The organism is Salmonella sp. NW1250, assembly GCF_051812965.1.
GTDB lineage: Bacteria > Pseudomonadota > Gammaproteobacteria > Enterobacterales > Enterobacteriaceae > Salmonella > Salmonella enterica.
On record NZ_JAMNDD010000011.1, the window covers coordinates 151,194 to 158,145 of the forward strand.

At 51.2% G+C, this 6,952-nt stretch carries 6 protein-coding genes and 2 tRNA genes; 3 read left to right on the forward strand and 5 right to left on the reverse strand.

What is annotated here, in order from left to right:
* Positions 1-40 precede the first annotated feature (40 nt).
* Positions 41-1,039: an L-glyceraldehyde 3-phosphate reductase gene (gene mgrA, locus NBA72_RS18715; protein WP_042948396.1), complete on the forward strand. Its 999-nt coding sequence runs from the start codon at positions 41-43 to the stop codon at positions 1,037-1,039.
* A 113-nt stretch (positions 1,040-1,152) separates the two neighbouring features.
* Positions 1,153-1,479: a DUF2502 domain-containing protein YpeC gene (gene ypeC / locus NBA72_RS18720; RefSeq protein ID WP_000490091.1), complete on the forward strand. Its 327-nt coding sequence runs from the start codon at positions 1,153-1,155 to the stop codon at positions 1,477-1,479.
* Between the two features lie 60 nt (positions 1,480-1,539).
* Here the strand turns inward: ypeC and NBA72_RS18725 are convergent, their stop codons facing one another.
* Together NBA72_RS18725 and NBA72_RS18730 are read right to left on the reverse strand one after the other, a co-directional pair.
* A complete protein-coding gene (locus NBA72_RS18725; protein ID WP_000131734.1) occupies positions 1,540-2,781 on the reverse strand; it encodes an Nramp family divalent metal transporter in 1,242 nt (413 codons plus the stop codon).
* A complete protein-coding gene (locus NBA72_RS18730; RefSeq protein ID WP_418144572.1) occupies positions 2,774-2,851 on the reverse strand; it encodes a hypothetical protein in 78 nt (25 codons plus the stop codon). The genes NBA72_RS18725 and NBA72_RS18730 overlap by 8 nt, the downstream gene beginning before the upstream one ends.
* A 272-nt stretch (positions 2,852-3,123) precedes the next feature.
* On the opposite strand from NBA72_RS18730, the gene nupC reads away from it, so the two are divergent.
* Positions 3,124-4,326: a nucleoside permease NupC gene (gene nupC / locus NBA72_RS18735; protein ID WP_000376347.1), complete on the forward strand. Its 1,203-nt coding sequence runs from the start codon at positions 3,124-3,126 to the stop codon at positions 4,324-4,326.
* Positions 4,327-4,378: 52 nt separating this feature from the next.
* Here the strand turns inward: nupC and NBA72_RS18740 are convergent, their stop codons facing one another.
* The 3 genes from NBA72_RS18740 to NBA72_RS18750 all read right to left on the reverse strand — a co-directional run bounded on the left by NBA72_RS18740 (position 4,379) and on the right by NBA72_RS18750 (position 6,952).
* Entirely contained in the window at positions 4,379-6,568 is a 2,190-nt protein-coding gene (locus NBA72_RS18740; RefSeq protein ID WP_042948394.1) for an EAL domain-containing protein, read from the reverse strand.
* A gap of 190 nt (positions 6,569-6,758) precedes the next feature.
* Positions 6,759-6,834 (reverse strand) — tRNA-Ala (locus NBA72_RS18745).
* A 42-nt stretch (positions 6,835-6,876) separates the two neighbouring features.
* A tRNA-Ala gene (locus NBA72_RS18750) sits at positions 6,877-6,952 on the reverse strand.

Sequence of the window (6,952 nt, forward strand, 5' to 3'; positions counted from 1 at the left end):
CTCGTATACACTATTTATTCACGCCACAGGGGGAAAGGTCATGATTTATCAGCCCGATGAAAATCGTTATCACACAATGGAGTATCGTCGCTGCGGGCGCAGCGGCGTCAAACTTCCCGCTATTTCGCTGGGGTTATGGCACAACTTCGGCGATGCGACACGGGTAGAAAATAGCCGGGCGCTGCTGCAACGCGCGTTCGATCTGGGCATTACCCACTTTGATCTCGCCAATAATTATGGGCCGCCGCCGGGCTCCGCAGAATGCAATTTTGGCCGCATTCTGCAGGAAGATTTTTTACCGTGGCGTGATGAATTGATCATCTCCACCAAAGCGGGCTACACCATGTGGGATGGCCCTTATGGCGACTGGGGTTCACGGAAATACCTTATCGCCAGCCTCGATCAAAGCCTGAAACGTATGGGGCTGGAGTATGTCGATATCTTTTATCACCATCGTCCCGATCCCGAAACGCCGCTTAAAGAGACGATGAAAGCGTTAGATCACCTTGTGCGCCAGGGCAAAGCGTTGTACGTAGGGATCTCTAACTATCCTGCCGATCTGGCCAGACAAGCTATCGATATTCTGGAGGATCTCGGCACGCCTTGCCTGATTCATCAGCCTAAATATTCGCTTTTTGAGCGTTGGGTAGAGGACGGGCTGCTGGCGCTGTTGCAGGAAAAGGGCGTCGGTAGTATTGCCTTCTCGCCGCTGGCGGGCGGGCAGCTCACTGACCGTTATTTGAATGGCATTCCGGAAGATTCCCGCGCGGCGAGCGGAAGCCGTTTCCTTAAACCAGAACAGATTACCGCCGACAAACTGGAAAAAGTTCGCCGGTTGAATGAACTGGCCGCGCAACGGGGCCAAAAATTGTCTCAGATGGCGCTCGCCTGGGTGCTGCGTAACGATAACGTTACCTCGGTACTGATTGGCGCCAGCAAACCGTCGCAAATCGAAGACGCCGTAGGAATGCTGGCCAATCGCCGTTTTTCGGCGGCGGAATGTGCAGAAATTGACGCTATTCTGGAGGGCCGGTTTTAGCAAAAAATGCTCTCCTTCATGATTTAAGAGTTAAGGCGATGAAACAAATCTTTACTGCTTTGTAATATTGCATTAACAGGCCGGCGACGGCTCGATCGTGAAGGAGAGAAAGTATGTTCAGGTCACTGATTCTGGCGGCAGCCTTGCTGGCTTTTACACCGCTTGCCGCGAATGCGGGCGAAATCACCCTGTTGCCCTCAATAAAATTACAGATTGGCGATCGCGATGATTACGGTAACTACTGGGACGGTGGTCGCTGGCGCGACCGTGATTACTGGCACAACCATTATGAATGGCGTAAAAATCGCTGGTGGCGCCATGACAACGGCTATCATCGCGGCTGGGATAAGCGTAAAGCGTATGAACGCGGTTATCGGGAAGGCTGGCGCGATCGCGACGATCATCGCGGGCGAGGCCGGGGTCACAAACATCATCACTAAGCCTCCTGCTGAATAACAGCCCGATGACGCCCACGCATCGGGCCTGCTATCTTTCTGTCTTTATGACAACCCCATCACCGTTCCAACCAGCAACCAAATATTCAGGGCGACGACCAGCACGACAATTATCCAGCCAATCTGTTTTACCCGCCGCGTGTTCACCAGCTCGCCCATTAGCGTAGCGTTACTGGTGAAAATCAGGAGCGGCACCAGCGCCAGCGCAATACCAAAACTCAGCAGCACCTGGCTCATCACCAGAATTCGGGTAGGGTCAAGCCCCATCAAAATCACAATAAATGAGGGCAGCATGGTAATGGTGCGCCGTACCCACAGCGGAATGTGAAAACGGACAAACCCTTGCATCACCACCTGCCCCGCCAGAGTCCCTACCACAGTGGAGGAAAGCCCTGCCGCTACCAGACTAAGACCAAACACCGTTGCCGCCGCATGGCTTAGTAACGGTTCCAGCGTCAGGTATGCCTGATCGAGGTCGGCGATGCCGGTGTGGCCGCTAAAATGAAACGCCGCCGCGGCGGTCGCCATCATTGCCAGATTGACAAAACCGGCAATCGTCATAGCAATAGCGACATCCCATTTCGTTGCTGAGTACCGTTGTTGCCGCGTTCCGCCGTGCAGATGCTGTGTTAATGACGAGTGCAGATAAATCACGTGCGGCATAATCGTCGCGCCAAGCACGCCGGCGGCTAAGAATACGGCTTCCGGGTTCGGTAGCGCCGGGATAACCATTCCTTTGCCGAGCTGCGCCATATCAGGCTGAGAGAAAAACAGTTCCACAATGTAAGCGGCGGCGACAAAAAGCAGTAAACCGCCGATGACTTTTTCAAGCGGTTTTTGACCGCGGCGTTGTAACATTAAAATCAGAAACGTCGCGATACCGGTCAATACCGCGCCCTGTAGTAAAGAGACGCCCAGGATCAGCTTAAAACCTATTGCCGCGCCGATAAATTCAGCTAAATCGGTGGCCATCGCGATGATTTCCGCCTGTACCCAGTAAAACCAGACTACCGGGCGCGGATAATGGTCGCGAATTTGCTCCGCCAGGTTCTTGCCCGTGGCGATTCCGAGTTTTGCCGAGAGGATTTGAATCAGCATCGCCATCAGGTTCGCCCAGACCACCACCCAGAGTAGCTGGTAGCCAAAGCTGGCGCCGGCCTGAATATTGGTCGCGAAGTTACCAGGATCGATATAACCAATCGCGGCAATGAACGCAGGTCCCATTAATGCGAGCCTTAGCTTGCGCGCCGCCCGTCCGCTGCTATTCTCTACGCGATTGTCAGTCATCTTTTGCCTCAAAAACATAGCCTTTGCTATGTTTCATGCTATGTTTATTGATAATGATTATCAAGTGCATTTCAATGGGTACGGGTGATTACTTTGATAGTGTGAAACGATAGACCGATACGATGACGACCTGTATCAGAACAGTTTGGCTTAACATTACAAGATTAGCACACTGATATAACTTTTCATTTTCATATTCAGTACAGTAAAAGTGTATTACAGATCACTAATTTTGAATCTCGTCACAGGTCCTTATTATAGTGTGTGTTGGATCTCGTTTTCTTTACGGCTGTTGCATAGAATGTGCACGAAAATTAAACCTGCCTCATATTTGGAGCAAATATGGACCGCGTCCTTCATTTTGTCCTGGCGCTTGCCGTTGTTGCGGTACTCGCACTGCTGGTTAGCAGCGACCGTAAAAAAATTCGCATTCGTTACGTCATTCAGTTACTTGTTATCGAAGTATTACTGGCCTGGTTCTTCCTGAACTCGGATGTTGGCCTTGGCTTCGTAAAAGGTTTCTCCGAGATGTTTGAAAAACTGCTCGGATTTGCCAACGAAGGGACAAACTTCGTCTTTGGCAGTATGAACGATCAAGGTTTGGCGTTCTTCTTCCTGAAAGTATTGTGCCCGATCGTCTTTATTTCCGCGTTGATCGGTATTCTTCAGCATATCCGCGTTCTGCCAGTGGTCATCCGCGCTATTGGTTTCCTGTTGTCCAAAGTAAACGGTATGGGCAAACTGGAGTCTTTTAACGCCGTCAGCTCGCTGATCCTCGGCCAGTCTGAGAACTTTATCGCTTATAAAGATATCCTCGGCAAAATGTCCCGTAACCGCATGTACACCATGGCGGCGACCGCAATGTCTACCGTTTCCATGTCTATCGTGGGCGCGTATATGACCATGCTGGACCCTAAATATGTGGTCGCAGCGCTGGTTCTGAACATGTTCAGCACCTTTATCGTTCTGTCGCTGATCAACCCCTATGTCGTTGATGCCAGCGAAGAAAATATTCAGATGTCGAACCTGCATGAAGGCCAAAGTTTCTTCGAAATGCTGGGCGAGTACATTCTGGCAGGTTTTAAAGTGGCGATTATCGTCGCGGCGATGCTGATCGGCTTCATCGCGCTGATCGCGGCGCTGAACGCGCTGTTCGCAACGGTTACCGGTTGGTTCGGCTACAGCATCTCCTTCCAGGGCATTCTGGGTTACATCTTCTACCCGGTCGCATGGGTAATGGGCGTACCGTCCAGTGAAGCGCTGCAGGTAGGAAGTATCATGGCGACCAAACTGGTTTCCAACGAATTCGTGGCGATGATGGATCTGCAGAAAATCGCCTCTACCCTCTCTCCACGCGCTGAAGGCATTATCTCCGTCTTCCTGGTGTCCTTCGCGAACTTCTCTTCCATCGGTATTATTGCGGGTGCGATTAAAGGCCTGAACGAAGAGCAAGGCAACGTGGTTTCCCGTTTTGGTCTGAAACTGGTTTACGGTTCTACGCTGGTGAGCGTACTGTCCGCCTCTATCGCGGCGCTGGTACTGTAAGTCTGCGTTTAATGTAGAAACCGGGGAGCTATCCCCGGTTTTTTTATGCCGCTTATTTGCCTAACGGGCGCGGGCGGCCAATCAGATATCCCTGCAAACTGTGTACGCCAAGCTGCAATAGCAGATCGCGCTGCGCAGGCGTTTCAACAAACTCAGCCACGACGCTCAACGATTTCGCTTTCGCTAAATCAGTGATGGATTTCACGATCATCGCATCCAGGGAGTCCGTCAGAATATCTTTTACGAAACAACCGTCGATTTTAATGATGTCCGCCTTGAGGCGTTTTAGCCGTTCATAGTTTGCATAACCGGTGCCGAAATCATCAATGGCGATTTTTAGGCCAAACTTACGCAGCTGGTTGATATTGTGCATACTGATTTCGGAATGAGAGAAGGCCTGTTCTTCAGTAATTTCGATGATGACCGAAGCAGGCGGGACGCCATAGCGTTTAAAAAGCTGCATAATGCGCGACGCCGTCTCTTTTTGCAGCAGCGTCAGCGGCATCAAATTAACCGAGAAACGCGCCCCCTGCTCCGCCGAAGGATGCGCGGACAACCATTGCAGGAGCGTTTCCATCACCTGCATATCAAACCGTACGCTCAGGTTAAACTGGGCGATAAGCGGAATGAACTGATTGGGCATCATGATACCGTCGTCGCACCGAAGCCGCGTCAGAATCTCGTCATACCCTTTTCCCTGCGCGTCGCGAATGGGTTGCGCATACAAAACCAGCGCGCCGCGCTCCAGCGCCTGGCGGATTTTCTGCAACCGCAGCACCCGTTCCGTCGTCTGCCCGGAAGCGGCTTCAATACTCTGGGTCAGTGCAAGCACCCGACGGTGCGAGCAGGATTGCTCCGCAAGCCAGCTTAATTGCCCCAACAGCGGTTGCAAGGTTTCCTGGCGACCATCGAATGTTCCCCACGATGCGCCGTATTCCATGTCCAGACCGGTATTGTTCCAGTAAATTTTGCGGTTATTAAGCACATTGAGCATATATTGCAAGCGGGCTTCCGTCTCCGGTCCCGTCAGCACCAGCAATAATTCACTGCCCGGCAGATGGAAAATTTTCTCCTTTTCCAGCAGCAGCGGCTGCAACACGCGAAACACCTCGCGTTCGCAATGTACACGCATCTGCATACCGTAATGACGGCTCAGAAATTCCAGGTTTTCCATGCGTAGATAACACACGCTTTGCCCGGCATCCTGTAAAAGAAACTGCTCCAGCGCGCGCAGGTTAGGCAGTTGCGTCAACGGATCGGTTAATGCCTGCGAGTGCCATTGTCGATTCAACCATTCGCTACGCTGATTAATCCGCGCCATGTACAACAAACAAATACTAAAAGAAATGAGAACTGAAAGGATAAATGCCAGCGAATATTCTGAGCCCACGCCCTGCAGAAAATTGCGGTTATAGCTAAGCAGGAATAGCGCAGTGAGAGCCCAACTAAAATTCAACAGCGGATAGCTGATTTTCCCCACGCCGATGGTAAATCCAATGAACAGGACTGGCACCAGATAGCCAGCAATATACTTTGTCTCGAAAGGCGTACACAGCACCGCTAATAGCGTCGCCAGAGTGGCAAACCAGAGAAGCGTAAACAGGCGTTTTTCTTTGGCGAGATAAGGAGCGACATCCCTCCGCCAGAAAATACGAATATAGTGCGGGCTGACTATCATCCGCAGCGGATAATAGAAAAAGAGGGTAAAAATAAGCGCGGCAGAAATCAGACTCAATAAATCAACAATCGAGAAAATAGCGGTGCCGGTGCCAAAGAAGGTAGAGATGGTCACCGGGAAAGCCAGGTAGTGCCCCGCCAGATGCATACTGATTTTTATGCCAAACGGCGTCATTAACCCTAACCAGAAAACGCGTAGCCAGATGCCTTGGTTGGGTATTCCGTAGCGCCAGCGCGCGCCCAGCTGCCAGCGTACGATAGCGCAAACCAGCAACACGGGAAACGTCTGGCAAAATAGCAGCACCATCGCCTGTGGCAGAGGTAAATGAAAATTCCATTCATTAGTCAACATCATTCCGCCTACCATCGGCGCGACGCCACGGCGGCCAAATAAAAACAGCACGGAAAACATGACGCAGAGCGGTAGCCAGGCCAGAAAGATATAGCTGGAATCAATTGTGGCGCGGGGAGAAATGAGACGAGATAGCAGAATAGCCGGAACGGTCAGGCAGAAGGCCAGTAAGAATATTTTTATATTTTTTAATACGTTACACTTATCCGGCATTGCTTTAATGCTCACATCATTATATAAGGCGCATGAATAATAAGTATATTCGCATTATGAAGCAATCTAACAAAAGCTCATATTGACCGCAAAAGCAGCGGCAAACAAACGCACCTGAAGAGCAGATCAGACGCCATGAATTTTGTGACAAAAAGCAAAAACCCCCGCTTTTCAGCGAGGGTTTGAATGTTGGTGGAGCTAAGCGGGATCGAACCGCTGACCTCTTGCATGCCATGCAAGCGCTCTCCCAGCTGAGCTATAGCCCCATAGTGCTTTTACGTATACGCCAAATTTATCGGGAGTAAATTTGGTGGAGCTAAGCGGGATCGAACCGCTGACCTCTTGCATGCCATGCAAGCGCTCTCCCAGCTGAGCTATAGCCCC

Bases quoted from the DNA above. Each gene is read 5' to 3' on its own strand.
- nupC (WP_000376347.1), top strand. From the start codon at position 3,124: ATGGACCGCGTCCTTCATTTTGTCCTGGCGCTTGCCGTTGTTGCGGTA.
- NBA72_RS18730 (WP_418144572.1), bottom strand. From the start codon at position 2,851: ATGCACTTGATAATCATTATCAATAAACATAGCATGAAACATAGCAAA.
- ypeC (WP_000490091.1), top strand. From the start codon at position 1,153: ATGTTCAGGTCACTGATTCTGGCGGCAGCCTTGCTGGCTTTTACACCG.
- mgrA (WP_042948396.1), top strand. From the start codon at position 41: ATGATTTATCAGCCCGATGAAAATCGTTATCACACAATGGAGTATCGT.
- NBA72_RS18725 (WP_000131734.1), bottom strand. From the start codon at position 2,781: ATGACTGACAATCGCGTAGAGAATAGCAGCGGACGGGCGGCGCGCAAG.
- NBA72_RS18740 (WP_042948394.1), bottom strand. From the start codon at position 6,568: ATGCCGGATAAGTGTAACGTATTAAAAAATATAAAAATATTCTTACTG.